Source organism: Variovorax sp. (assembly GCF_035634955.1).
In the GTDB taxonomy this organism is placed as follows: domain Bacteria; phylum Pseudomonadota; class Gammaproteobacteria; order Burkholderiales; family Burkholderiaceae_C; genus Variovorax.
Map to the genome: position 1 here is coordinate 76,705 of NZ_DASQBZ010000031.1, position 22,263 is coordinate 98,967.

The following is a 22,263-nucleotide window of genomic DNA, read 5'->3' on the forward strand; positions in this document are numbered from 1 at the left end:
CTGAGCCGGCCGGCTCAGACCACGCCGTCGAACATCATCACGTCGACTTCGCCGCCGGCCGCGACGCTGTCCTGGTCGTGGTGCAGCACCACCAGCCCGTTGGCCAGGACCATCGAGCTGAGCACGCCCGAGCCCTGGTTGCCGGCGATGCGCACCTGCGGCAGCTCGCCCGGGCATGGCTGGACGAAGCCGCGCTGGTACTCGGTGCGGCCGGGCTTCTTGCGGATGGCGGTGGCGCTGCGGGCGCGCAGGAGCGGCGGCGGCGCGACGCCGGCCGCGTTGCAGCCCATCATGCGCAGCAGGGCAGGGCGCACGAAGGCGAGGAACGTGACCATCACCGCAACCGGGTTGCCGGGCAGGCCGAACAGGACGGCCGGCGGGCGCTCGGCGCCGCTGGCGGGGATCAGGCCGACCGCCATCGGCCGGCCCGGGCGCATGGCCACGCGCCAGAACGCCATGTCGCCGAGCTGCTGCATGACGGCGCGGGTGTGGTCGGCTTCGCCGACGCTGACGCCGCCGCTGGTGATGATCGCGTCGGCCGTGTCGGCAGCCTGGCGCAGGGTGGCCGCGAGCGCCGCCGGGTCGTCGCGCACCAGGCCCAGGTCGATCACCTCGCAGCCGAGGCGGCGCAGCAGGCCGGAGACGGTATAGCGGTTGCTGTCGAACACCGCGCCCTCGCGCGCAGCCTCGCCCAGGCTCAGGATCTCGTCGCCGGTGGAGAAGTAGGCGACCCGCAGGCGCCGAAGCACCGGCAGCCGGGCCGCGCCCAGGCTGCCCGCAAGGCCCAGGCCGGCGGGGCCGATGCGGTCGCCCGCGCGCAGCGCCGGCTCGCCGCGCTGCAGGTCCTCGCCGGCCAGGCGGCGGTTGTCGCCGCGGCGCAGGGCGCTGGCCGGAAAGCGGACGATGTCGTCTTCGGCATGGCAGAACTCCTGCGGCACGACGGTGTCCAGGCTGGCGGGCATCACCGCGCCGGTCATGATCCTGACGGATTCGCCCGGGCCGATCGCGCCGCGCCAGGCTGCGCCGGCGAAGGCCGTGCCGACCACCTTCAAGGCGATCTCCTGCGATGCCGCCGGGGCATCGAGCACGGCGCCGTCGAAGGCGAAGCCGTCCATGGCCGAGTTGTCGTGCGGCGGCACCGAGAAAGGCGACACCAGGTCCTCGGCGAGCACGCGGTCCAGCGCGTCGGCCAAGGCGACTTCTTCGCGCTGCGTGACGACCGCCTGCGCGACCAGCCGCGCCAGGAAGTCCTGCACGCCGTCCACGCCGAGTGCCTTGGGGTCGTAGCCGGCCAGCTGGGCGGCGATCTCTTCGATGCGGGTCATGGGGAAACGGTGCGTCGGGTCAGGCCGGCCGGCGCTGCTCGAGGGCGTGCAGTTCGGCCAGCGTGTTGGCGTTGTAGAAGGCGTGCGGCGAGTCGCCCTCGCGGTCGAACGGGACCAGCACCGTCTTGTGCTGCGCCGTCCAGGCGTCGATCTTGCGCCCGCCGGCCTGCGTGAACCGCACCAGGCTTTCCAGGAGGTCGGCGCGCAGCAGGCTGAACACCGGTTGTGCCCGCAGTTGCACGCTGCCGTCGGCTTGCGGCTCGGGGCCGCTGGCCATGGCGATGTCGGCATCGGCCTGCGCCAGGGCGCCGGCCAGGCGCTCGGCCAGGTCCGGCGGGAACAGGGGCGTGTCGCACGGCACCGTCAGCAGGTACGGCGTCTCGCAGTGTTCCAGCCCGACCAGGAAGCCGGCCAGCGGCCCGGCGTAGTCGGCCAGGCCGTCGGGCCAGACGGGGGCCCCGAACGATTCGTAGGCGGCGAGGTTGCGATTGGCGTTGACCAGCAGGCTGCCGACCTGCGGCCCCAGCCGCAGCAGGGCATGCAGCGCCAGCGGCGTGCCGTGGAAGGGCTTGAGTCCCTTGTCGATGCCGCCCATGCGCGAACCGCGGCCGCCGGCCAGCACCAGGCCGGTGATGTCGGCGGGCGAGACGGAAGGTTTCAGCGGCGCGCTCATCCGCCGATGTAGCTCATCTCGACGCGGCGCGCACCGGACGCCGGCGCCGCATCGGACGCGCGCAGGCCGCGCAGCTCGGAATAGCGGTCGCCCCGGCCCTGCCAGATGCCGGCGATGGCGGCGGCGATCTGCGCGTCGCTGGCCTGCTTCTCGCGCAGCAGGGGCTTGAGGTCGTGCCCCTGGCTGGCGAACAGGCAAAGGTACAGGCGCCCCTCGGTCGACAGGCGCGCGCGGCTGCAATCGCCGCAGAAGGCCTGGGTGACGCTGCTGATGACGCCCACTTCGCCGAGGGCGGGGTCGTACCGGCCGTCGGCGCCGGCATAGCCCCAGCGCTGGGCCGTCTCGCCGGGCGCGGTGGCCTCGAGCGGCACCAGCGGGAACTCGGCGCCGAGGCGCCGCACGAGCTCGGCCGACGGCAGCACCTCGTCCATGCGCCAGCCGTTGGTCGCGCCCACGTCCATGTACTCGATGAAGCGCAGCACCACGCCGCTGCCGCGGAAGTGCCGCGCCATCGGCAGGATCTGGTCTTCGTTGGTGCCGCGCTTGACGACCATGTTGACCTTGATCGGACCGAGCCCGGCCTCGCGCGCGGCTTCCAGCCCCCGCAGCACGTCGGCCACCGGGAAATCGACGTCGTTCATGCGGCGGAACACGGCATCGTCCAGGCCGTCCAGGCTCACGGTGACGCGCCGCAGGCCGGCGTCGCGAAGGGCGCGCGCCTTGCGCGCCAGCAGCGAGCCGTTGGTGGTCAGCGTGAGGTCGAGCGGCTCGCCGCCGGGCGTGCGCAGCGCGGCCAGTTGCTCGACCAGCAGTTCCACGTTCTTGCGCAGCAGCGGCTCGCCGCCGGTCAGGCGGATCTTGGTCACGCCCTGCGCGACGAACAGGCGCGCCAGCCGCGTGATCTCTTCGAAGCTCAGCAGTGCGGCGTGCGGCAGGTAAGGGTAGTCCTTGTCGAAGACTTCCTTGGGCATACAGTAGCTGCACCGGAAGTTGCAGCGGTCCGTCACGCTGATGCGCAGGTCCGTCAGCGGACGGGCCAGGCGGTCGAGCAGGGCGCCGCCCGCCGGCGCTGCGGCCAGGTCTTCGAGCCGCAGCGGGCGGCCCACGGCGCTCAAGGGAATACGCGTTTCGGACATCGGGTGGAGCAATTTAACCGACGGCGGCCCTCGGCGGCGATGACCGGGGTCAACAGGACTTCTTCGAGGCGGGCTATCGGTGCCATTGGCACCATCTAAGCCCTAAGTGAATAAGAATCACTATCATTGACACATGACCGCCGCCATCGCTTCCCTCCGCTCCGTCGCTCCGCCTCCGGCCGCCCGCAGACTGGTCGGCTTCGCCATTTTCGCGGGGGGTGCACTGCTGTTGACCGCCCAATTCTGGAAGGCGCTGGCGTGACGCGGCAGGCACAGCCCGTGTCCCGCTCGCCACGCCGGCCGCGCGAATGGCTCGGCCTGCTGATCGTCAGCGTCGGCGCGGTGGTGTTGCTGGCCCAGTTCTGGGACCTCGTCGGGGAGCGCCCGGGCGTGCGCAGCGCGTTGGTGGGCGGAAGCGTCGCGGCGCTCGCGACGGCGCTCGGCACCGTGCCTGTCATGTTCTCGCAGCGCCTGTCGGACCGGGTGCAGGACATGCTCTTCGGCTTCGGCGCCGGCGTCATGCTCGCCGCCTGCGCCTTCTCGCTGATCATCCCGGGCCTGGAAGCGGCGCGCGAACGCAGCGACAACGCATGGGTCGCCGGCGGCGTGGTTGGCGCCGCCATCCTGCTTGGCGCCGCCGCGCTGATGGCGATGGACAAGGTGCTCCCGCACGAGCATTTCATCAAGGGACGCGAAGGCGTGGACAGCCAGATGGCGCGCAAGATCCGCCGTACCTGGCTGTTCGTGTTCGCCATCGCGCTGCACAACCTGCCCGAGGGCCTGGCCATCGGTGTGGGCTATGCGGCCAACGATGGCGTACGCGCCAACGCGCTGGCCACCGGCATCGCCATCCAGGACGTGCCCGAAGGCCTGGTGGTGGCGGTGGCCCTGTTGGCGGCGGGCTATCGGCGGAGGTTCGCCGTGGGGCTGGGCATGGCCTCGGGACTGGTCGAGCCGCTGGGTGCGGTGATCGGGGCGGCCGTGGTCGGCTATTCCGCCGCGTTGCTGCCCTGGGGGCTGGGCTGCGCGGCCGGCGCCATGCTGTTCGTGATCAGCCACGAGATCATTCCGGAATCGCACCGCAAGGGCCACGAGGCCTTTGCCACCAGCGGCCTGATGGTGGGCTTCGTGCTGATGATGATGCTCGACACGGCGCTGGCCTGAGCCGCGCGCCCGCGCCGCCCCGGCGCGCGGGGCGGGCGATGGCGCTCAGCCGTGCTTGACGGCCACGGTCTTGAGCGTCGTGAAGCCGTACAGCGCCTCGAAGCCCTTTTCGCGGCCGTAGCCGGACGATTTGACGCCACCGAAGGGCAGCTCGACGCCGCCGCCGGCGCCGTAGTTGTTGATGAACACCTGGCCGCTCCTGACGCGCTTGGCCATGCGGAACTGGCGCGCGCCGTTCTCGGTCCAGACACCGGCCACCAGGCCGAAGTGCGTCGCATTGGCCAGGTGAACGGCCTCGTCCTCGTCGGCGAAGGTCATCGCGGCCAGCACCGGGCCGAACACCTCTTCCTGCGCCAGCCGGTGCGTCACGGGAACGTCGCGCAGCAGCGTGGGCGCCTGGTAGAAGCCGGTGTCCGGCGCCTGTTCGACGATGGTGCCCTGCGCCACCATCGGGATGCCGGCCACCTGCGCGTCGCTCAGGAAGTCCCACACGCGCTGCTGCTGCGACTGGCGGATCAGCGGCCCCACGTCCAGGTCCATCGCCGCCGGCCCGACGCGCAGTGCCGAGAAGGCGCGGCCCAGGCGATCGAGCAGCGGCTCGTAGATGCTGCGCTCGATCAGCACGCGCGAGCCGGCAGAGCAGGTCTGCCCGGCGTTCTGCACGATCGCGTTGATGATGGTCGGCACGGCCTGGTCGAGGTCGGCGTCGGCGAAGACGATCTGCGGGCTCTTGCCGCCCAGCTCCAGCGTGACCGGGCAGTGCCGCTCGGCGGCCACCTGCTGGATCAGCGTGCCGACCTTCGGGCTGCCGGTGAAGCTGATGTGGTCGATGCCGGGATGGCGTGCCAGCGCGTCGCCCACCTCGTGGCCGTAGCCCGTCACGATGTTGAGAGCGCCAGCCGGAAAGCCGACTTCGGCCGCCAATTGGGCCACGCGGATCAGCGACAGGCAGGCGTCCTCGGCCGGCTTGACCACGCACACGTTGCCCGCAGCCAGTGCGCCCCCCACGCTGCGCCCGAAGATCTGCATCGGGTAGTTCCACGGGATGATGTGGCCGGTGACGCCGTGCGGCTCGCGCCAGGTGAAGACGCTGTAGCCGTCCTGGTAGGGAATGGTCTCGCCATGCAGCTTGTCGCAGGCGCCGGCGTAGAACTCGAAGTAGCGCACCAGCGCCAGCGCGTCGGCGCGCGCCTGCTTCACGGGCTTGCCGCAGTCGCGCTGCTCCAGCAGCGCCAGTTCGTCGGTGTGCTCGGCGATCTTCTGCGCCAGCTTCATCAGCAGCCGGCTGCGCTCGGCGGCGCTGACCTTGTGCCAGACCGACTCGAAGCATTGGCGCGCGGCCTGCACCGCGGCGTCGATGTCCTGCGCATTGCTGCGCTGCAGTTCGTCGAAGGGCTGGCCGTCGGACGGATCGAGCACCGCCAGGGTGCGGCCGGAGGAGGAGGCAACGCGGTCGTTGCCGATGAAATTGAGTTGCATGGGCGTATTCTGCCCCCGGGGGGCGGCGCGCCACGCGCGCGCCCGCGCCCGCGGGTGGCCGCTATTCGATACGCACGCCCGAGTCCTTGACGATCTTCTGCCACTTGGGCAATTCGCTGGCGACCAGCGCTGCGAACTGCTGCGGCGTCATGGCCTGGTATTCGGCGCCCTGGGCCTGGATCGCGGCCTGCACGTCGGGCTTGGCCAGCAGCTTGTTGACCTCGGCATTGAGCTTGTTGACCACGTCCGCCGGAGTGCCGGCCGGCGCGAACAGGCCGTACCAGGTGCTGACGTCGAAGTCCTTGCCGAAACCCAGCTCGGCCACCGTGGGCGTGTCTGGCAGGGACGAGCTGCGGCGGGCCGAGGTCACGGCCAGCGGGCGCAGCTTGCCCGACTTGATCTGGCCGATGGCCGAGGGCACCGAGGACACCATCAGGTCCACGTTTCCGGCCAGGACGTCCATCATGGCCGGGTTGCTGCCTTTGTACGGCACGTGCCGGATCTGCACCTTGGCCGCGCTCTTGAACAACTCGCCGGCCAGGTGGATGGTGGTGCCGTTGCCGGGCGAGCCATAGGTGATGGAATCAGGCGACTGGCGCGCCGCGGCGGCCACGTCCTGCAGCGTCTTGAAACGCGACTCGGCGCGGGTGACGATCACCACCGGCGTGTAGGCCACGTGGGCGACGGCGGCAAAGTCCTTCGACGGGTCGTAGTTCACCTGCGGATAGATCCACGGTGCCACGATCATGTTGTCCTTCTGGCCCATGACGATGTCGTAGCCGGTGGGCTTGGCGCGCGCCGCCTCGGCCAGGCCGATGGTGCCGCCGGCCCCGCCGCGGTTGTCGGGCACCACGTTCCAGCCGGTCGCGGTGGCCAGTTCGTTGGCCACGAGGCGCGACAGGATGTCCGTGCCGCCACCGGGCGGGAAGGGCACGATCATGCGGATCGGCTTGGCCGGCCAGGCGGACTCGGCCCGGGCCAGGCCGGCGGCGCTGCCCAAGGCAAGGGTGGACCCGGCGGCAGCCAGGGTGCGCAACACGGCGCGGCGGTTCAGGGTGGGGGAATTTGACATTGCAGCGGTCTCTCTTGTCTCTTGGCATGCGGCGGCACACTGGCCCCGTCTTGGCGAAGCCGAAAGTGTGCGGCAGCGCAAGGGGGCCGGACCTGCCGGATCGAGAGCAGGGTATTGCCTAACGGCGAAGGCGGTGGGCGCGGCGGCGCCGCCGGCGCGTCAATCCGCCGATACCGGCATGCCCAGCAGCATCTGGGCAAGGCCCTTGCCCATCGGGTCTGGCCGCAGGGAACTGGGCGCGCCGCCGTCCAGTGACTGCGTGAGCAGGAAGTTCAGCGCCCCCAGCCCGGGTACTTCATACCGGTACACCTCGCCGTGCACCAGGTGGCCGAGGTATGCGCGCACCTTCTGCGGCGTCAGCTCCCGGCGCAGCAGCGGCAGGTCTTCCGGACGGCGGGCGATGACCGCGATGTTGGACGTGTCGCCCTTGTCGCCGGAACGGCCGTGCGCCAGCTCGATCAACGGCACCCGCCGGTCGGAACGCGGCGCCGGCGCGCAATCGCCGGCCGCCGCCGGCCCGGGCCTGGGCGGCGCCATCTCGACGTCGGCCAGCGGCACCATGTGCTGGCGGCCCTCCATCAGCACCCGCGGCGCGGGCAGCAGGCGCTTGTCGACCAGGCAGGTGAACAGGCGGTAGAGCGGTTCGACGGCTGCACGACTGTCGAGCGCCAACGCGCTGCCGCTGGTGGTGCCCGGCGCGAACGACACGCCGGCAGCACGCGCCTCGCGCGAGAGCAGCGCCAGCGGCGCCGGGCGCGCATGGGTGGCGCCGATGCGCAGCAGCGCTTCGCGCAGCCCGGCGTCCGGGCGGGCATGCGGCCCGTAGGCGTCCTCGGCGCCGAGCACCGACACGGCCGTCCTGTCGAAATCGTCTTCGCCCGACGCGGCCACCAGTTCGCGCACGCGGGCCAGCAGCGCGTCGCCGGTGCGGCGCGCCTTGCGCACCGCGTCCGCGCCGAACACGGACAGCTGCACGCTGCAGCGGTAGCCCTGCTGGAACGTGGCACAGACCTTGTAGGTGGGCGGCGGCGGCAGGCCGCGCGCGCCTTCCACCCGCACGCGCTGCGCGCCGTCCTGGGTCAGCCGCACGGCGCTGAAGTCGCACACCACGTCGGGCAGGACGTAGCATGCGGGATCGCCGACCTCGTAGAGCACCTGCTCGCTCACGGTTGCCGGCGTCAACAGGCCGCCGGTGCCCGGTGCCTTGCAGACGACGAACGTGCCGTCGGCCCCCGCCTCGACGTACGGGTAGCCGATGTGCGCCCAGTCCGGCACGTCCTCCCAGTCGGTGTAGAGGCCGCCGGTGGCCTGGGCGCCGCATTCCAGCAGGTGGCCGGCCAGCGCGCCGGCGGCCAGCCTGTCGAAATCGGACGCCGGCCATTCGAACTCGTGCATCAGGATGCCCAGTGTGGTGGCACTGTCGACGATGCGGCCGGTGACCACGATGTCCGCGCCCAGCGCAAGCGCGCGGGCAATGGGCAGCGCGCCGAGGTAGGCGTTCGCGTTGGTGATGCCCTCGGGCATTGGGGCGCCGGTGTAGAAATCGCGCACGTCGCTTGCCGCCAGGCCGGGAAGCAGGCCGAGGCAGTCGTCGCCCTCGACCCATGCCACCCGCACCGGGCAGCCGAGTTCGCGCGACAGCGCCTCGATGGCGGCCGCGCAGCCGGCCGGGTTGAGGCCGCCGGCGTTGGCCACGAGCCGGATGCCGCGCTGCCTGCAGGCCGGCAGCAGTTCCCGCAGCGTCACCGACACGAAGTCCGCGGCGAACCCGGCTTGCGGGTCGGCGCGGTGCGCATGCGCGAAGCTCGACAGCGTCATCTCCGCCAGATAGTCGAACACCAGGTAGTGCATGCCCTCGACCGCGGCGAGCTGGCGCGGGCCGAGGATGCTGTCGCCCAGGAAGCCGCAGGCGCCGCCGATGCGAATGATCTTGTCCATGGGTCAGTCCAGCGAGATGTTGAGCTCGCGGATCAGCTTGCCGTTGGTCTTCTCCTCTTGCGCAAGGAAGGCGGCGAACTCCGCCGGCCCGCTGCCCACCGCCTCGGTGCTGATGTCGGCCAGCCTGGCCTGCAGCTGCGGATCGCGCAGCACCTGGGCCAGTTCGGACGACAGCCGCGCAATCACCGCCTGCGGCGTGCCGGCCGGCGCCAGCACGCCGGCCCATGCGTAGGCCACCAGCTCGGGGTGGCCCAGCTCGTTCATGCTCGGCACCTCGGGCAGCAGCGGCGAGCGCTCCTTGCCCGTGACCGCCAGCGCCTTGAGGCGGCCCTGGCGGATCTGCGGGCCCATGGCAGAGATGGCGTCGAACATGAAGCCGACGCGGCCGCTGAACAGGTCGGAGGTGGCTGCCGCCGTGCCCTTGTACGGGACATGCATCACTGCGCGCATGCCGGTGTTGCGCGCCAGCGCTTCGCCCAGCAGGTGCGCCGCCGAGCCGGCGCCGCTGCTGGCGAACGACATCGGGCTGGCCGGATCCTGGCTGGCCTTGACCAGCGCCGGCAGCGAATCGATCCCGGGCCGCGCGGACACCAGCACCAGCGAAGTGCGCGTGAGCTGGCTCACCGGCACCAGGTCGGCCTGCCGGTACGGCAGGCTGCGGTAGAGCGAGTTGTTGTTGACGTAGGCGCCGATGACGACGCCCAGCGTGTAGCCGTCCGGTGCCGCCTTGGCGACCAGGTCGGTGCCCAGGATGCTGTTGGCGCCGGGCTTGTTGTCGATGACCACCGGCTGGCCCAGACGTTCGGACAAGCCCTTCATGACGTCGCGCGCAATGATGTCGGTGTTGCCGCCGGCCGGGTACGGCACCACCACGCGGATGGGGTGGGCCGGATAGCCGGCCTGCGCCAGTGCCGACGTGGTCGCTGCGGCGAAGGCAAGGCCGAGGGCCAGAGGCGCCAGCAGCCGCCGGCAGCGTGCGATGTTGGATGTCATGTCGATGTCTCCTGCGGTCCATGCGGGCCGCATGGTTCATGCCGTCGAGGTGCGGCACTGCGGTTGATTATGGGAATCGCCCGCAGCTGGAGCTATAGCCGCCGCGGGCTTTTGCGATAACTTCGGGGAATCGTCCACTCACCCGATTCCCATGCAGATCAAGGATCTCCAGTGGTTCGTCTGCGCCGTCGAGCGGTCCAGCCTGCATGCGGCGGCCGAGGCGATGGGCGTGACGCAGCCGGCGCTGACCAAGTCGGTGCGGCGGCTGGAAGCCGAACTCGGCGTGCGCCTGCTCGAGCGTACGGCACGCGGCGTGGCGCCCACCGCCATCGGCCAGGCACTGTTCCAGCGGGCTCGCGGCCTCGGCCAGTGGCTGCACGACACGCGCGTGCTGATGCAGGACCTGAAGATCGGCCAGGCCGGTGAATTGCGCGTGGGCGTGGTGCCGGCGCTGGTCGATTCGGTGATGACGCCGGTGCTTGCCGCCTTCCTGGAAGACGGCGCCGGCGTGCGGTTCCAGACCAGCGTCCAGCTCAGCGGTGTGCTGCTGCAGCAGCTGGAGGCGGGCTCCCTCGACCTGGCCATCGCCGCCATCGATCCGGACAAGCCATCGCCGGCGCTCAACTGCCAGCGGCTGGGTACGCAGCATTCGTACATCGTCGCGCGCAAGGAACATCCGCTGCACCGGCGCCGCTTCAGCCTGCAGGACCTGGCGCAGCAGCCCTGGGTGCTGCCGCCGGTCAACGTCACGCTGCGCACCTGGGTCGACGCGCTGTTCGCCAGCGCCGGCGTGCCGGCGGCGCCCGCCTTCGTCTACACGGACGCCACGCCCGCGGTGTTCGCCAAGCTGGTGCGCCGCACCTCGCTGCTGACCGTCATGACCGACGACTCGTTGTCCGGTGCCGGCGGCGTCGGCTTGGCCGCGCTCGGCGAACCGGCCCCGGCGTGGGCGTTGCAGATGGGCCTGTTCTGGCGGCGCAGTGCGTACTTCTCGGCGCCCATGGAGCAGTTTCGCGAGCGGGCGGTCCAGGCCTTCGATGCCCGCGCCGCACGCGTCGGCCGGGAGGCCCAGGCGCGGCCGGCGCGGCGCTAGTCAGGGCATGAAAGAGGTCTCGCCGGGACGTCCGTCCAGGTGCAGCGTGGCGCTGGCGGCCGGCGATTGCGCCAGCAGCCGCCCGGCGCGCCAGACCTTCAGCCGCGCCGCGCGCAGGCGGATCGCCTCCACCGGGTCGCGCGCCTGCAGCAGCACGAAGCTCGCGTCGCAGCCGGCTTCCAGCCCGTAGCCGGCCAGGCCGAACACGCGCGCCGCGTTGACCGTCACCGCGTCGAAGCACTGGCGAATGCCGGCCTGGCTGGTCATCTGCGCCACGTGCAGCCCCATGTGGGCCACTTCCAGCATGTCCCCCGAACCCATGCCGTACCACGGGTCCATCACGCAGTCGTGGCCGAACGCGACGTTCACGCCGGCGGCCATGAGCTCTGGCACACGCGTCATGCCGCGCCGCTTCGGGTAGGTGTCGTGGCGGCCCTGCAGGGTGATGTTGATGAGGGGGTTGGCGATGACGCTGACGCCGCTCTCGGCGATCAGGGGCAGCAGCTTCGAGACGTAGTAGTTGTCCATGCTGTGCATGGAGGTGCAGTGCGAGCCGGTCACGCGGCCGTGCAGGCCCAGCCGCTGCGATTCGAAGGCCAGCGTCTCGATGTGGCGCGATTGCGGGTCGTCCGATTCGTCGCAGTGCATGTCGACCGGCAGGCCGCGTTCGGCCGCCAGTTCGCACAGCAGCTTCACGCTGGCCGCGCCGTCGGCCATGGTGCGCTCGAAGTGCGGAATGCCGCCGACCACGTCGACGCCCTTGTCGAGGGCGCGCCTGAGGTTGTCCACGCCGCCGGGCGTGCGCAGCACGCCGTCCTGCGGAAAGGCGACCAGCTGCAGCGTGAGGTAGGGCGCCACGCGGCGCTTGACCTCCAGCAGGGCGTCCACCGCGAGCAGGCTGGGGTCGCTGGTGTCGACATGGGTGCGGATGGCCAGCAGGCCCCGGGCCACCGCCCAGTCGCAGTAGGCCAGGGCGCGGTCGATGAGGGCCTCGGCGGTCAGCAGGGGCTTGAGCTCGCCCCACAGCGCGATGCCTTCGAGCAGGGTGCCGCTTTCGTTGACGCGCGGCAGGCCGTAGCTGAGCGTTGCGTCCATGTGGAAGTGCGGGTCGACGAAGTGCGGCGCGAGCAGCAGGCCGCCGGCGTCGACGGTCTGGGCGGCCGGCGCCTGCAGCCCGGGCGAAACCTCGGCGATGCGGCCGTCCTGCACGGCGACGGACATGCCGGTGCGCCCATCGGGCAGGGTGGCGTTGTGGATCAACAGGTCGAGCATGGGGCAATCCGGGTGTGCGGGTCTATTGGGGGCGAATGGCATGAGCAAGCGCCGTTCCAGTTTAGGCCGTGGCGGCCCGGCGCGGCTGGCTTGTCACGGAAATGAAACCTGTGGACGGCACCATCGCGGCGCTTTTCCGATTGTTGCCCGATTCAACCAATTCAAATGAAACTGCGCTTCGTTCTCCCGGCCCTCGCACTCGGCTTGGCCAGCCCCGCCTTCGCGCTGAACATCGTGCTGTCGAACGACGACGGCCTGACCAGCAACCTCAAGGCACTCTACGACGCACTCAAGTCGGCCGGCCACGACGTGGTGGTGTCGGTGCCCTGCACCGGCCAGAGCGGCCGCGGCGCCGGCATCGTGATGTACAGCGTCGACCGGATCGTCGCCACCAACGATGCCCAGATCACCGACGAAGGCGGCTGCCACAACGGCGCGGCGCCCGTCGGCGCACCGGCGGTGGGTGCCTTCACCAAGGCCGGCTACAACAACGGCGACTTCTACTACGTGCACGGCACGCCGGTCATGGCCACCATGTACGGCCTGGACGTCGCGGCGCAGGCACGCTGGGGCAAGGCGCCGGACCTCCTGCTCTCCGGGCCCAACGAAGGGCAGAACCTGGGCAGCATCATCAATTCGTCGGGCACCGTGGGCAACGTCCAGTTCGCCGGTTCGCGCGGCCTGCCCGCGATCGCGCTGAGCGCCGATGCCGACACGACCGACAATGCGAGCCTGGCCAACCCGAAATCGGCCATCGTCGGCCAATTGACCGTGCGTCTGCTGCAGGCCCTGCAGGCCAAGGCGGGCAGCGGCCCGCTGCTGCCGCAAGGCGTGGCGCTGAACGTGAACTTCCCGAAGGCCATCGCGGCCGATACGCCGTTCGCGTTCTCGCGCATCGGCACCTTCAATGCCTACAACCTGGCGTTCAGGAACGCGGTGCCCTATGGCCTGGGCGGCCTGGCAGGCAGCGGCCAGCCGACCGCCGCGCAGGCCGAGGACGAATCGGTCGTCTATCGCACGAAGGTGGCGGTGTCGGCGATGCAGATCGGCTTCGAGCATCGCCCGGCCGGCCAGGAATGGCTGCGCCTGCGCCTGCGTGACGTCTTCGCGCAGTGAGGACGCGAGCATGAAACGCCAGATTCTCCAAGCGGTAGCCTGGGCTGCCGTGACGATGCTTGCCGCCTGCGGCGGCGGCAGCAATGACAACGCCAGTGGTGGCGGCGCCGCAGCGCCGACGGAGTCGGTCAAGCCGGTGGTGCGCACCGACGACCTGGACACCGGCGCCTACGAGGTCAGCACCGGCGACGCCGCGCAACCGGTGCTCGGCCGCTACTACGCCGGCGCCGACGGCAAGCGCCTGCTGGCGCTGGAAGACCGCGACGAGAGCATCGACCTGATGCTGCGCCGCGCCGACGCCTCGGCCGCCTGGGTGGCCGTGCCCGCGCCCGGCGCCGACCTGGACGTGCCATTGCTGCGCCACCAGGCGCGCCAAGTGTCGGCGCCCGAGGCAAGCGCACTGGCGGGCCGATACGTGGTTCGCCTGCCCGACGGCTCGGCGGCCGACTTCAGCATCGGTGCGGACGGGCGCATCGCCTCCGGCGGCCTGTCGGGCTGCCAGCTCTCGGGCCAGCTCGCCGCCAGCACCCTGCCGGGTGCCCTGGCCCTGTCGCTGGACTGCCGCGGCTGCGCGGCGCTGCCGGCGAGTGCCACCGGCGTGCTGGTGGTCGACCCGCTCGACGCACCGGCCAGCCTGCGCCTGCTGGCCGACGATGGCGGGCGGGTGGTCGACCTGCGCGGCCACGCCGAGCCCGGCGCCTGAAGGCGGCCCGGCCGGCACATCCACCTGGGGCCGGCTTCAGCGTTCGCCCTTGCGGTAGGGCTTCATCAGCGCTTGCGGGTAGCTCGCCCTGCGGGCCACCAGCACCAGCGCCAGGATCGACAGCAGGTAGGGCAGCATCAGGTACACCTGGTACGGCAGCACCGCGTCGCCGGCCTGCTGCAGGCGCAGTTGCAGCGCGTCGAAGAACGCGAACAGCAGCGCGCCCAGCAGCGCCTTGCCCGGCCGCCACGAAGCGAACACCACGAGCGCTACGCAGATCCAGCCGCGGCCGTTGATCATGTTGAGGAAGAAGGCGTTGAACGCCGACAGCGTGAGGAAGGCGCCTGCCACGCCCATCAGCGCCGAGCCGGCGACGATGGCGGCGGTGCGGGTGGCCGCCACCGACACGCCCTGGCCCTCGGCGGCCTGCGGGTTCTCGCCCACCATGCGCAGCGCCAGGCCGGCCGGCGTGCGGTAGAGCAGGTAGGCGACCAGCGGCACCAGCAGCAGCGCCGCCAGGGTCAGCGACGTCTGCTGCGAAAGCACCGGCAGCGGCAGCCAATCCATCGGCGCGAACGGCGTGATGGTCGGCGGCGTGTTGACCTTGGGAAAGCTCACGCGGTAGCCGTAGTAGCTCAGCGCCGTCGCCAGCATGGTGATGCCCAGCCCCGACACGTGCTGCGACAGCGCCAGCCCCACCGTCAGCGCCGCATGCAGCAGGCCGAACACCGCGCCGGTGAGCGCAGCCACCGCCACGCCGCCCCACAGCGGCAACCCCAGGTAGACCGCCAGCCAGCCGGTGAAGGCGCCGGCGACCATGATGCCCTCGATGCCCAGGTTGAGCACGCCGGCTCGCTCGCACAGCAGCACGCCCAGCGTGCCCAGGACGAGCGGCGTGGCGATGCGCAGCACCGCCACCCAGAAGGCGCCGTTGGCGAGGATGTCCGCCAGCGTGCTCATCGGCGCCGCACCCTGAACTGCGTCAGCAGCGTGGCCACCAGCACGGCGATCAGCGACGCGGCCACGATCACGTCGGCGATGTACGTGGGCACGCCGATGGCGCGGCTCATGGTGTCGGCGCCGACCAGCACCCCGGCCACGAACACGCTCGCCGCCAGCACCCCGAGCGGATGCAGGCCGGCGAGCATGGCGATGACGATGCCGGTGTAGCCATAGCCCGGCGACATGTCGAGCGTGACGTAGCTGGTGCGGCCCGCCACCTCGATGGCTCCGGCCAGCCCGGCCAGCGAGCCGGACAGCAGCGCGACCGTCACCACCGTGCGCGTGACCGGCACGCCGGCGAAAGCGGCGGCCCGCGCATTGGCGCCGACGGCGCGGATGTCGAAGCCCAGCACCGTGTACTTGAACAGCGCCCACACCATCAGCGCCAGCGCCACGCCCCACAGCAGGCCGGTGTGCACGCGTGTCTGCGCGACCAGGCGGCCCAGCGCCAGGCTGTCCTGCAGCGAGACGCTCTGCGGCCAGCCCATGGCGGTCGGGTCCTTCATCGAGCCGTCGAGCAGCGCCGACACCCCCAGCAGCACGATGAAGTTGATCAGCAGCGTGGTGACCACTTCGTCCACGCCCAGCCGAAGCTTCATGAGGGCCGGGCCGAGCAGCAGCAGCGCCCCGGCCAGCGCGGCGGCCAGCATCATCGACGGGAACAGCAGCCATACCGGCCATTCCAGCCCCGTGCCGCCGTGCAGGCCGCCGACCGCCACCGCCGCCAGCGCCCCGCCGTACAGCTGCCCCTCGGCACCGATGTTGAAAAGGCGCGCCTTGAACGCCACCGCGACCGACAGGCCGGTCAGCATGAGCGGGATGGCACGGGTGAGCGTTTCGCTCCAGGCGAACACCGAGCCGAAGCCGCCTTGCAGCAGCAGCATGTAGGTGCGGCCGACCGGCGCGCCGGCCCACAGCACGAGCAGGGCGGCGACTGCCATCGTGAAGGCGACGGCGCCCACGGGCGCGAGCACCATCGCGCGGCGCGACACCGCCTGGCGGCGCTCCAGTCTCATGGCTCGATCCTCGGTGGCGTCGCCGGGCCGGTGTCGGTGCCGGCCATCGCCAGGCCAATGGCCTCGCGCGTCCATTCGGCGGCCGGCCGGGGCGTGCCGAGGTGCCCGCCGTGCATTACCGCCACGCGGTCGCCCAGGTCCAGCACCTCGTCCAGGTCGTCGGAGATCAGCAGCACCGCGGCACCGGCGTCGCGCGCATCGATCAGCTGTTGCTGCACGTAGGCCACCGCGCCGATGTCGAGCCCCCAGGTCGGCTGGTGCGCCACGATCAGGCGCGGTGCGTGCGTCGCGCCCTGTGCATCGGCGGGCGCGAGCAAAGACCGCCCGAGGATGAGCTTTTGCATGTTGCCGCCCGACAGCGACCGCGCCGGCGCGTCGAGGCCGGCGCCGCGCACGTCGAAGGCGTCCTGCACGCGCTGCGCCTGCGCGCGCGCCGCGGCCCGGCGGATCCAGCGCAGCCCCGGCAAGAGGCGGCGCGAGAAGGCGGGAGTGCGCAGGCGTTCGGCCACCACGTTCTCCCACACCGGCAGGTCGGCGACGACGCCGACCGCATGGCGGTCTTCCGGGATGCGGGCGACGCCCTCGGAGACCAGTCGCGCCGGCACCGGCGGAAACGGGCGTCCCATCAGCTGCACCCGCCCGCTGGCGGCGCGGCGCATGCCGCTGAGCAGTTCGGCCAGGGCCACCTGGCCGTTGCCCGAGACGCCGGCGATGGCAACGATCTCGCCCGCGTGCAGGCGCAGCGAAGCCGTCTCCAGCGCATCGCGGGACGTCCCCGCGCCCGCCTGCTGCGTGGAGACCTGGTGCAGCGCGCACACCACCGCACCGACACGCACGGCCGGCGCGCGCTGCGGCGCCTGCACCGCGTGGCCCACCATCCACAGCGCGAGTTGCGCCTGCGTGACCTGTGCCGTGGGCGCCTGCGCCACCAGGCGGCCATTGCGCAGCACCGCGACCCGGTGCGACACGCGCAGCACCTCCGGCAGCTTGTGGCTGATGAAGATGATGGACAGGCCGTCGCGCACCATCTGCGCCAGCGTGTCGAACAGTGCTTCGCTCTCCTGCGGCGTGAGCACCGCCGTCGGCTCGTCGAGGATCAGGATGCGGGCGCCGCGGTAGAGCGCCTTGAGAATTTCCACCCGCTGGCGCTCGCCGACCGACAAATCGCCGATGCGCGCTTCGGGCTGCACCGGCAGGCCGAAGCGCCGCGCCACGTCCAGCAGCCGCTGGCGCGCCTGTCGGCGCCGGGAGAAGGGCTGCCAGGCCGGCTCGGTACCGATCAGCACGTTGTCCAGCACGCTCAGGTTGTCGGCCAGCGTGAAGTGCTGGTGCACCATGCCGATGCCGGCGGCAAGGGCCGCCTTCGGATGACCCGGCGGCAGCGGGCGGCCGAACACCGTGATGCTGCCCGCGTCGGCCGTGTAGTGGCCGAACAGAATCGACATCAGGGTGGACTTGCCGGCCCCGTTCTCGCCGAGCAGGGCCAGCACTTCCCCGGCGCCGAGTTCGAGCGAGATGTCGTCGTTGGCCACCAGCGCGCCGAAGCGCTTGCTGATGCCGCGCAGCGACAGGACCGGACCTTGCGCGTGCAAGTGCGGCGCGCCCTACTTGAAGCTGGCCTTGGGCTGGCTGTCGTCCACCTTCACGGTGACCTTGCCGGCGCGGATCTCTTCCTCGCGCGCCTTGACCTTGGCCATCAGGTCCGCCGGCACCTTCTTCTCGAACGTGCCCAGCGGGGCCAGCTCGGAGCCCTTGTACTTCATCATGGAGTAGGGGCCGTAGTCCTCGGCGGTGAACTTGCCCGCCTTGACCAGCCCGATGGCACGGTCGACCGACGGCTCCATGTTCCACAGGGCGGAGGCGACCACCGTGTCGGGGTATTGGGCCTGGGTGTCGATCACGTTGCCGATGGCGAGCTTGCCGCGCTCCTTGGCCGCGTCCGACACGCCGAAGCGCTCGGCATACATGATGTCCGCGCCCTTGTCGATCATGGCGAAGGCCGCTTCCTTGGCCTTGGGAGGGTCGAACCAGCTGTTGATGAAGGTGACGCTGAACTCCACCTTCGGGTTGATCTCGCGCGCGCCGGCCATGAAGGCATTCATGAGCCGGTTGACCTCGGGAATGGGGAAGCCGCCCACCATGCCGATCTTGCCGGTCTTGGTCATGCCGCCGGCGATCATGCCGGTGAGGTAGGCGGGCTCCTGGATGTAGTTGTCGAACACCGAGAAGTTGGGCGCCTGCGGCTTGAGCGACGAACCCATCAGGAAGGCCGTCTTGGGGAAGTCCTTGGCGACCTGGCGCGCGGCCTTCTCGACACCGAACACCTCGCCCAGAATGAGCTGGTTGCCCGCCTGCGCATACTCGCGCATGACCCGCTCGTAGTCGGCGTTGGCGACGTTCTCGGTGGCCTTGTACTCGATCTCGCCGCGCGCCTCGGCCGCCTTCAGCGCCTTGTGGATGCGCCCCACCCATTGCTGCTCGAAAGGCACGGTATAGACCGCCGCCACCTTGAGCTTGGCCTGCGCCAGCGCAGTTGCGGGCAGGCCCGCAGCCAGCACCGCGGCCACCGCGGCCGAACCCGCGATCCAATCACGACGTCGTTGCTTCATCATCTCTTCTCCTCGTTCAAGAACAAACTCGACTCCAGCCAGCGCGCCCCATTCGCGAACACCGCGGAACCGGCTTCGCCGGGCCGCAGGTGTTGCCCCCTCGAAGGGGGTACTCGGCTACACGAAACGAGCCGATACGGGGGTGGGCTTCACTTCGTGCCGAAGATCCGGTCGCCCGCATCGCCCAGCCCGGGCAGGATGTAGCCGTGGTCGTTCAGCTCGCGGTCGATCGCGGCGGTATAGATCGGCACGTCCGGATGGGCGTTCTGCATGGTCTTCACGCCCTCGGGGCAGGTCAGCAGGCAGACGAACTTGATCGACTTCGGGCGCAGTTCCTTGAGGCGCTCGACCGCGGCCACGGCCGAGTTGCCCGTGGCCAGCATCGGGTCGACCACGACGATGTCGCGCTCGTTCATCTCGCCGGGCATCTTGAAGTAGTACTCCACAGCGGTCAGCGTCTTCGGGTCGCGGTAGAGGCCGATGTGCCCCACGCGGGCGCCGGGCACCACGCTGAGCATGCCGTCGAGAATGCCGTTGCCCGCGCGCAGGATCGACACGAACACCAGCTTCTTGCCGTCGATCACCTTCGCCTTCATGGTCTCGAGCGGCGTCTCGATCTCGATGTCCTGCATCGGCATGTCGCGCGTGACCTCGTAGGCCATGAGCATGCTCATCTCGTTGAGCAGCCGGCGGAAGCTGTTGGTGGAGGCATCCTTGCGTCGCATCAGCGTGAGCTTGTGCTGGACGAGCGGATGGTCGATGAGGTGAACGTTGCTCATGATTTGGGGCACGCCGGCGTGTCGTTTTGAAGTACGGGATCGAGAGTCTAGGGCCCTAGAAGACGGTGCCGTCGCTTTCGATCAGCAGCGGCGGTGCACCCTCACGCAAGCGCTGTGCCAGTACGCGGCCCGCGGCCCAGGTGCCGCCCTCGAGCACGCAGGCCAGCGGCATCTCGGTTTCGCTGCGGCCCAGCTGCTGGCGCACCCGCGGCGCCAGCTCGTCGAGCAGCGCGACCGTGAGCGCGCGCCACTCGACGATGAACTCGTCGCCCGCCTTCCATCTGCGCGTCAGGCAGTCCGGGTCCTTGGCGCGCAGAACGCCGGTGTCGAGGAACAGGCCGCCGTTGCGGTATTCGGGCAGGCCGGTGAGCGCGCCGATGTCGCGCACCTTCACGCCCGCCCATTCGAACGGCTCGATCAGCGAGTAGCTCAGCCACTGCGACAGCTTGTGGAAGGGCATCCAGCCGCGCGTGAGGCCCGGGCCCTCGACCGCGGAGTGGGGCCAGCAATCGCCCAGCGCCAGGGACCGGTCGCCGGGCAGGCCGTCGCCGCTGCCGCCGATCTTGTTGGCCGCCGGCCAGATGCCCGACAGCGCGTCCAGCAGCAGCGTGAGGATCTCGTGCGCGGTGATCTCCGCCGTGGGCGGCGTGGCCGGGCCGTAGGGGCCGACGAGCGCGTCGAACAGGCCGCCGGGGCGCCCGTCCTCGCCGAAGTATTCGGGTTGCTCCTGCATGGCCTCGCCCAGGCGGCGCAGCAGCGTGGCGCGGCCGGACAGGCCGACCATCGGGTTCACCTCGCTGACCTGCATGGCGGCCGCCAGCTGGTCCGTCACCAGGCCGCGCAGGCCGGCGGCATCCACCTGCAGCGGCCGCTTGGGGTTGGACGAGAAGTAGCCGCTGGTGAAGGCGTGGAAGCTGGCCACCGCCAGTCCCTCGGAACGCGACAGCCGCAGGCCGGTGGCCGGCTCCACGTAGTGCCAGTTGCCGCCTGCGCCGGCGTCGAGCAGTACGCTCACCATGGCCAGGTCGATCTGCGCGCGGGCGCGGTCGCGCGGCGTGATGGCCGGGCCGAGCAGCTTGTCCAGTTGCGCGCGCCGGTCGACGCTGCCGGCCTCGAAATGGCGCCAGCGGCTGTGATAGGGCACGCTGTTCCAGGGAAAGCGCTCGCGCATGGTCTCGGCGACCACGCGCGCGGCCTCGGCCATGGCCTGCTCGTCGCCGACATCGAACCAGCGCGACTGCCCGCTGCGCGCGCGCGCCAGCAGCGCCTGGGCCCGGCTGCGCACCGCCTGCGTGCTGCGCAGCAGCGCGACGGCGCCGGCGGGCGTGTCGGTGTCGGGTTCGAACTCGAGGCCCGGGTCGACGTGGCCCTGGTCGTCGGCGCCCTGTACCGCGCGGTTGTGCGTCGGGCGGTCCGGGTCCAGCCCGTAGTTGTCCTTGCTCATGGAGAAACCTCCGCGTCGTGCGCTGTGGTGCGGGCCATCCTGGCAGCGGCCGGGCGCCGGTTCATTCTCCCAGCTCCCGGCCCTTGGCCTTCTTCAGTTCGTCGGCGTCCGGCACCGCGCCGGCGGTGAAGTAGCCGGCCGCGACCTTGGCGTCCATCTCGACGCGGGCGTCGGCGGGAATCAGCTCGTCCGGAATGTTCACGCGGGTGCCGATCTCGATGCCCGAGCCGGTGATGGCGTCGTATTTCATGTTGCTCATCGACACCAGCCGGTGGATCTTGCGCACGCCCAGCCAGTGCAGCACGTCGGGCATGAGCTCCTGGAAGCGCATGTCCTGCACGCCGGCCACGCACTCGGTGCGGGCGAAGTACTGGTCGGCCGTGTCGCCGCCGACCTGGCGCTTGCGCGCGTTGTAGACCAGGAACTTGGTCACCTCGCCCAGGGCCCGGCCTTCCTTGCGCGAATAGGCGACCAGCCCCACGCCGCCGCGCTGCGCGCCCTGGATGGCTTCCTCGATGGCGTGCGTGAGATAGGGGCGGCAGGTGCAGATGTCGGAGCCGAAGACGTCCGAGCCGTTGCATTCGTCGTGCACCCGCGCGGTCAGCTCGACCTCGGGGTTGGCCAGGTCGCGCGGATTGCCGAAGATGTAGACGGTCTGCCCGCCGATGGGCGGCAGGAAGACTTCGAGGTCGGTACGGGTGACCAGTTCCGGGTACATGCCGCCGGTTTCCTCGAACAGCACGCGCCGCAGCTCGGCCTCGGTGGTGCCGAACCGCCGGGCAACGCCGGGCAGCCACCACACCGGTTCGATGGCCGCCTTGGTGACCATTGCCGCGCCGTTGGCGGTGAGGAAGCGGCCGTCGGCCTTGAGGCGGCCCTTGTGCAGCGCGTCGATCACCTCGGGCAGGATCACGTGGGCCTTGGTGATGGCGATGGTCGGGCGGATGTCGTAGCCCGCCGCCAGCTCGGTGGCGAAGACCGACGCGACATCGGCGCCCCAGGGATCGAGCGACACGATCCTGCCGGGTTCGAGCCATTGCGGATACGGGCCGATGACATCGGTCGGCGAGGTGTTGGTCAGGTCGGCCTTGTGCTGCGGGTTGAGCGCCTTGGCCGCCACCGCCAGCGCGCGGTACACGCTGTACGAGCCGCTGTGCGTGCCGATCACGTTGCGGTGCGCGCGCGTCGTGGTCGTGCCCACGACGGGCCCGCGCTCGGCCGGCGTGGCGGCGCCCCATGTCAAGGGCAGCGCGCCGAAGCCGCCGCTGTGCGACGTCAGCCGGATGTGGCGCGGACCGCCGGACGTGGAGGGGGGAGTGAGGGGGAGGCTGCCGGTGCCGGCCGGCGTTGCTTGTGGCGTGGAGGCGTTCGCAGGTGCGTCAATTGACATTGCAGGCTCTCAAAAACCGCAATGTACCGAGCACCCCTGCGCCTTGCAAGCCAGCGCGG

20 protein-coding genes are annotated in these 22,263 nt (G+C 70.9%); 5 read left to right on the forward strand and 15 right to left on the reverse strand.

Going from position 1 to position 22,263, the window contains the following annotated elements; all coding sequences use genetic code 11:
• Window positions 1-14: 14 nt before the first annotated feature.
• Genes glp through moaA form a run of 3 tightly spaced genes read right to left on the reverse strand, consistent with a single transcriptional unit; the run spans window position 15 to window position 3,134 of the window.
• The gene (gene glp / locus VES41_RS20635) at window positions 15-1,325 is read right to left on the reverse strand and encodes a gephyrin-like molybdotransferase Glp (protein ID WP_324820920.1); all 1,311 of its coding nucleotides are present in this window, start codon (window positions 1,323-1,325) and stop codon (window positions 15-17) included.
• Window positions 1,326-1,344: 19 nt separating this feature from the next.
• Window positions 1,345-1,998 (reverse strand): molybdenum cofactor guanylyltransferase MobA, encoded by a 654-nt coding sequence (gene mobA / locus VES41_RS20640; protein ID WP_324820923.1) that lies wholly within the window; start codon window positions 1,996-1,998, stop codon window positions 1,345-1,347.
• On the reverse strand, window positions 1,995-3,134 hold the full coding sequence (gene moaA, locus VES41_RS20645; protein WP_324820925.1) for a GTP 3',8-cyclase MoaA: 1,140 nt from the start codon (window positions 3,132-3,134) through the stop codon (window positions 1,995-1,997). The genes mobA and moaA overlap by 4 nt, the downstream gene beginning before the upstream one ends.
• A gap of 133 nt (window positions 3,135-3,267) precedes the next feature.
• Between moaA and VES41_RS20650 the strand changes: the two genes are divergently transcribed.
• Together VES41_RS20650 and VES41_RS20655 are read left to right on the forward strand one after the other, a co-directional pair.
• Window positions 3,268-3,396 carry a hypothetical protein gene (locus tag VES41_RS20650; protein ID WP_324820928.1) on the forward strand — a complete coding sequence of 43 codons (129 nt, stop codon included), beginning with the start codon at window positions 3,268-3,270 and terminating at the stop codon, window positions 3,394-3,396.
• A 17-nt stretch (window positions 3,397-3,413) separates the two neighbouring features.
• Window positions 3,414-4,298, forward strand: coding sequence for a ZIP family metal transporter (locus VES41_RS20655; RefSeq protein ID WP_324820930.1), 885 nt, complete (start codon window positions 3,414-3,416; stop codon window positions 4,296-4,298).
• 45 nt (window positions 4,299-4,343) lie between these two features.
• On the opposite strand, the gene VES41_RS20660 is transcribed toward VES41_RS20655, so the two are convergent.
• The 4 genes from VES41_RS20660 to VES41_RS20675 form a co-directional block, all read right to left on the reverse strand.
• Window positions 4,344-5,777 (reverse strand): aldehyde dehydrogenase family protein, encoded by a 1,434-nt coding sequence (locus VES41_RS20660; RefSeq protein WP_324820933.1) that lies wholly within the window; start codon window positions 5,775-5,777, stop codon window positions 4,344-4,346.
• 61 nt (window positions 5,778-5,838) lie between these two features.
• A complete protein-coding gene (locus VES41_RS20665) occupies window positions 5,839-6,849 on the reverse strand; it encodes a tripartite tricarboxylate transporter substrate binding protein (protein ID WP_324820936.1) in 1,011 nt (336 codons plus the stop codon).
• Window positions 6,850-7,008: 159 nt separating this feature from the next.
• Window positions 7,009-8,787 (reverse strand): acyclic terpene utilization AtuA family protein, encoded by a 1,779-nt coding sequence (locus VES41_RS20670; RefSeq protein ID WP_324820939.1) that lies wholly within the window; start codon window positions 8,785-8,787, stop codon window positions 7,009-7,011.
• 3 nt (window positions 8,788-8,790) lie between these two features.
• Window positions 8,791-9,780 carry a tripartite tricarboxylate transporter substrate binding protein gene (locus VES41_RS20675; RefSeq protein ID WP_324820941.1) on the reverse strand — a complete coding sequence of 330 codons (990 nt, stop codon included), beginning with the start codon at window positions 9,778-9,780 and terminating at the stop codon, window positions 8,791-8,793.
• A gap of 151 nt (window positions 9,781-9,931) precedes the next feature.
• Between VES41_RS20675 and VES41_RS20680 the strand changes: the two genes are divergently transcribed.
• Complete coding sequence (locus VES41_RS20680; protein WP_324820943.1) at window positions 9,932-10,873, forward strand: LysR family transcriptional regulator; 942 nt, start codon at window positions 9,932-9,934, stop codon at window positions 10,871-10,873.
• Here VES41_RS20680 and VES41_RS20685 read toward each other — a convergent pair whose 3' ends face one another.
• Window positions 10,874-12,145 (reverse strand): amidohydrolase family protein, encoded by a 1,272-nt coding sequence (locus VES41_RS20685; protein ID WP_324820946.1) that lies wholly within the window; start codon window positions 12,143-12,145, stop codon window positions 10,874-10,876.
• Between the two features lie 165 nt (window positions 12,146-12,310).
• On the opposite strand from VES41_RS20685, the gene VES41_RS20690 reads away from it, so the two are divergent.
• Window positions 12,311-13,261, forward strand: coding sequence for a 5'/3'-nucleotidase SurE (locus tag VES41_RS20690; protein WP_324820948.1), 951 nt, complete (start codon window positions 12,311-12,313; stop codon window positions 13,259-13,261).
• 10 nt (window positions 13,262-13,271) lie between these two features.
• On the forward strand, window positions 13,272-13,964 hold the full coding sequence (locus VES41_RS20695) for a hypothetical protein (RefSeq protein WP_324820951.1): 693 nt from the start codon (window positions 13,272-13,274) through the stop codon (window positions 13,962-13,964).
• Between the two features lie 36 nt (window positions 13,965-14,000).
• Here VES41_RS20695 and VES41_RS20700 read toward each other — a convergent pair whose 3' ends face one another.
• The 7 genes from VES41_RS20700 to VES41_RS20730 all read right to left on the reverse strand — a co-directional run bounded on the left by VES41_RS20700 (window position 14,001) and on the right by VES41_RS20730 (window position 22,204).
• Window positions 14,001-14,924 (reverse strand): ABC transporter permease, encoded by a 924-nt coding sequence (locus VES41_RS20700; protein ID WP_324820953.1) that lies wholly within the window; start codon window positions 14,922-14,924, stop codon window positions 14,001-14,003.
• The gene (locus tag VES41_RS20705) at window positions 14,921-15,982 is read right to left on the reverse strand and encodes an ABC transporter permease (protein WP_324820956.1); all 1,062 of its coding nucleotides are present in this window, start codon (window positions 15,980-15,982) and stop codon (window positions 14,921-14,923) included. Before VES41_RS20705 ends, VES41_RS20700 begins: the two co-directional genes overlap by 4 nt.
• On the reverse strand, window positions 15,979-17,574 hold the full coding sequence (locus tag VES41_RS20710) for an ABC transporter ATP-binding protein (RefSeq protein ID WP_324820958.1): 1,596 nt from the start codon (window positions 17,572-17,574) through the stop codon (window positions 15,979-15,981). The genes VES41_RS20705 and VES41_RS20710 overlap by 4 nt, the downstream gene beginning before the upstream one ends.
• A 12-nt stretch (window positions 17,575-17,586) precedes the next feature.
• Window positions 17,587-18,591 carry a BMP family protein gene (locus tag VES41_RS20715; protein ID WP_324821077.1) on the reverse strand — a complete coding sequence of 335 codons (1,005 nt, stop codon included), beginning with the start codon at window positions 18,589-18,591 and terminating at the stop codon, window positions 17,587-17,589.
• Window positions 18,592-18,740: 149 nt separating this feature from the next.
• Complete coding sequence (upp, locus tag VES41_RS20720) at window positions 18,741-19,370, reverse strand: uracil phosphoribosyltransferase (protein ID WP_324820960.1); 630 nt, start codon at window positions 19,368-19,370, stop codon at window positions 18,741-18,743.
• A gap of 55 nt (window positions 19,371-19,425) precedes the next feature.
• Entirely contained in the window at window positions 19,426-20,814 is a 1,389-nt protein-coding gene (locus VES41_RS20725; protein ID WP_324820963.1) for a URC4/urg3 family protein, read from the reverse strand.
• A 61-nt stretch (window positions 20,815-20,875) separates the two neighbouring features.
• Window positions 20,876-22,204, reverse strand: a complete 1,329-nt coding sequence (locus tag VES41_RS20730; RefSeq protein WP_324820966.1) for a GTP cyclohydrolase II — start codon at window positions 22,202-22,204, stop codon at window positions 20,876-20,878.
• Window positions 22,205-22,263 lie beyond the last annotated feature (59 nt).

Bases quoted from the DNA above. Each gene is read 5' to 3' on its own strand.
- glp (WP_324820920.1), bottom strand. From the start codon at position 1,325: ATGACCCGCATCGAAGAGATCGCCGCCCAGCTGGCCGGCTACGACCCC.
- mobA (WP_324820923.1), bottom strand. From the start codon at position 1,998: ATGAGCGCGCCGCTGAAACCTTCCGTCTCGCCCGCCGACATCACCGGC.
- moaA (WP_324820925.1), bottom strand. From the start codon at position 3,134: ATGTCCGAAACGCGTATTCCCTTGAGCGCCGTGGGCCGCCCGCTGCGG.
- VES41_RS20650 (WP_324820928.1), top strand. From the start codon at position 3,268: ATGACCGCCGCCATCGCTTCCCTCCGCTCCGTCGCTCCGCCTCCGGCC.
- VES41_RS20660 (WP_324820933.1), bottom strand. From the start codon at position 5,777: ATGCAACTCAATTTCATCGGCAACGACCGCGTTGCCTCCTCCTCCGGC.
- VES41_RS20665 (WP_324820936.1), bottom strand. From the start codon at position 6,849: ATGTCAAATTCCCCCACCCTGAACCGCCGCGCCGTGTTGCGCACCCTG.
- VES41_RS20670 (WP_324820939.1), bottom strand. From the start codon at position 8,787: ATGGACAAGATCATTCGCATCGGCGGCGCCTGCGGCTTCCTGGGCGAC.
- VES41_RS20675 (WP_324820941.1), bottom strand. From the start codon at position 9,780: ATGACATCCAACATCGCACGCTGCCGGCGGCTGCTGGCGCCTCTGGCC.
- VES41_RS20680 (WP_324820943.1), top strand. From the start codon at position 9,932: ATGCAGATCAAGGATCTCCAGTGGTTCGTCTGCGCCGTCGAGCGGTCC.
- VES41_RS20685 (WP_324820946.1), bottom strand. From the start codon at position 12,145: ATGCTCGACCTGTTGATCCACAACGCCACCCTGCCCGATGGGCGCACC.
- VES41_RS20690 (WP_324820948.1), top strand. From the start codon at position 12,311: ATGAAACTGCGCTTCGTTCTCCCGGCCCTCGCACTCGGCTTGGCCAGC.
- VES41_RS20695 (WP_324820951.1), top strand. From the start codon at position 13,272: ATGAAACGCCAGATTCTCCAAGCGGTAGCCTGGGCTGCCGTGACGATG.
- VES41_RS20700 (WP_324820953.1), bottom strand. From the start codon at position 14,924: ATGAGCACGCTGGCGGACATCCTCGCCAACGGCGCCTTCTGGGTGGCG.
- VES41_RS20705 (WP_324820956.1), bottom strand. From the start codon at position 15,982: ATGAGACTGGAGCGCCGCCAGGCGGTGTCGCGCCGCGCGATGGTGCTC.
- VES41_RS20715 (WP_324821077.1), bottom strand. From the start codon at position 18,591: ATGAAGCAACGACGTCGTGATTGGATCGCGGGTTCGGCCGCGGTGGCC.
- upp (WP_324820960.1), bottom strand. From the start codon at position 19,370: ATGAGCAACGTTCACCTCATCGACCATCCGCTCGTCCAGCACAAGCTC.
- VES41_RS20725 (WP_324820963.1), bottom strand. From the start codon at position 20,814: ATGAGCAAGGACAACTACGGGCTGGACCCGGACCGCCCGACGCACAAC.
- VES41_RS20730 (WP_324820966.1), bottom strand. From the start codon at position 22,204: ATGTCAATTGACGCACCTGCGAACGCCTCCACGCCACAAGCAACGCCG.